General features: G+C 39.3%; 2 protein-coding genes. Both read left to right on the top strand.

All coding sequences use genetic code 11. The features are described 5' to 3' along the window. The first annotated feature begins 81 nt into the window (after positions 1-81). Positions 82-369: a transposase gene (locus tag FC70_RS02470; protein WP_003688751.1), complete on the top strand. Its 288-nt coding sequence runs from the start codon at positions 82-84 to the stop codon at positions 367-369. 23 nt (positions 370-392) lie between these two features. Next, a complete protein-coding gene (locus FC70_RS02465; protein ID WP_057889459.1) occupies positions 393-1271 on the top strand; it encodes an IS3 family transposase in 879 nt (292 codons plus the stop codon). The last annotated feature ends 49 nt before the right edge of the window (positions 1272-1320 follow it).

Raw genomic sequence — 1320 nt, 5'->3', positions numbered from 1 at the left:
TGGGCCTAGAATAAAAAGTGTACAAGTTAAATAGAGACTCTGATTTAGTATAATTAAGGAAGTAAATTGGAGGATCAAATAATGACGAAGCACAGTTATGACAAGGAATTTAAGGAACAGGCCGTTCAGTATTACTTAGATAACAAGGATCACATGACCATGAATGAAATAAGTAAGAATCTAGGTATTGGGGCTAGTACATTACATAAATGGATTAAGCTGTTTACTGAGACTGGGGAGTTTGGCCGTGGCTCTGGTAATTTTGCCAGCGATAAGGACAAGGAGATTGCACGACTAAAGCGTCAACTTCGTGACGCTGAAGGAGCGATCGAAGTGTTAAAAAAATCAATCGGGATTCTGAGCAAGTAACTACCGAAAAGGTATACCAAGAAATGGACGTTCAGCACGCTTTGGAATCCCACCCTTCCATCAATGGTATGTGTGATTATGTTGGAATCTCAAGAAGTGGTTACTATCAACGAGAAAAGCGTCATAATCACCAATCACCGCGAAAGCTTCGGAAGAAGTTTATTCAAGGTGAAATTAAAGCAATTTGGCTCAAAAGCCTTTGTATTTACGGTGCCGGCAAAATCACCCAAGAACTTCGCTCAAAAGGATATAAGATCGCTGAACGAACTGTTGGTAAGTATATGCGTGAACTTGGCATTCACGCCGTTTACCTAACCCCTTGGACGACTACCACTCGCAATTCTAAGTTTGATAAACAGCTAATAAATATTTTAGACGAGCAGTTCAATCCATTGCGACCAAACGCCGTTTGGTGCATTGACACCACTTATATTCCAGTTCATGACGGATTCGTTTATTTAACCAGTATTATGGACTTGTACTCCAGACGGATCATTGGTTGGGACTTATCTGAAACCTTGGAGGTATCGAATGTCATCCCACTTATTGAAAAGACTAAGCACAGTCGCCATATTAGCAAGCCATTAATCATGCACAGTGATCGTGGTAGTCAGTTTACGTCTGAAGCTTACAATCAAGCTACAGCTAACATGACATTAAGCTATTCAAAGAAAGCTTATCCTTGGGATAATGCCTGCATTGAGTCGTTTCATGCCTTGATTAAGCGTGAATGGATAAATCGGTTTAAAATCCATTCATACTCCGAAGCTAAACGACTAGTTTTTCAGTACATTGAAACGTTTTACAACACAGTTAGAATTCACAGTCACTGTGGATTCAAATCACCAAAGCAACTTGAAGATGAGTATCAAACTCAAATTCAAAATTTAGTCGTGGCATAGGACAAAAAAGTCTCTATTTAAATTGTCTATTTTATTGACAGGGGACCAA

Source organism: Paucilactobacillus oligofermentans DSM 15707 = LMG 22743, from assembly GCF_001434315.1.
Lineage (GTDB): Bacteria > Bacillota > Bacilli > Lactobacillales > Lactobacillaceae > Paucilactobacillus > Paucilactobacillus oligofermentans.
This window is presented reverse-complemented; position numbering and strand designations above follow the sequence as displayed.

Excerpts from the sequence above, each read along its gene's own strand:
- FC70_RS02470 (WP_003688751.1), top strand. The coding sequence starts at position 82 with ATGACGAAGCACAGTTATGACAAGGAATTTAAGGAACAGGCCGTTCAG.
- FC70_RS02465 (WP_057889459.1), top strand. The coding sequence starts at position 393 with ATGGACGTTCAGCACGCTTTGGAATCCCACCCTTCCATCAATGGTATG.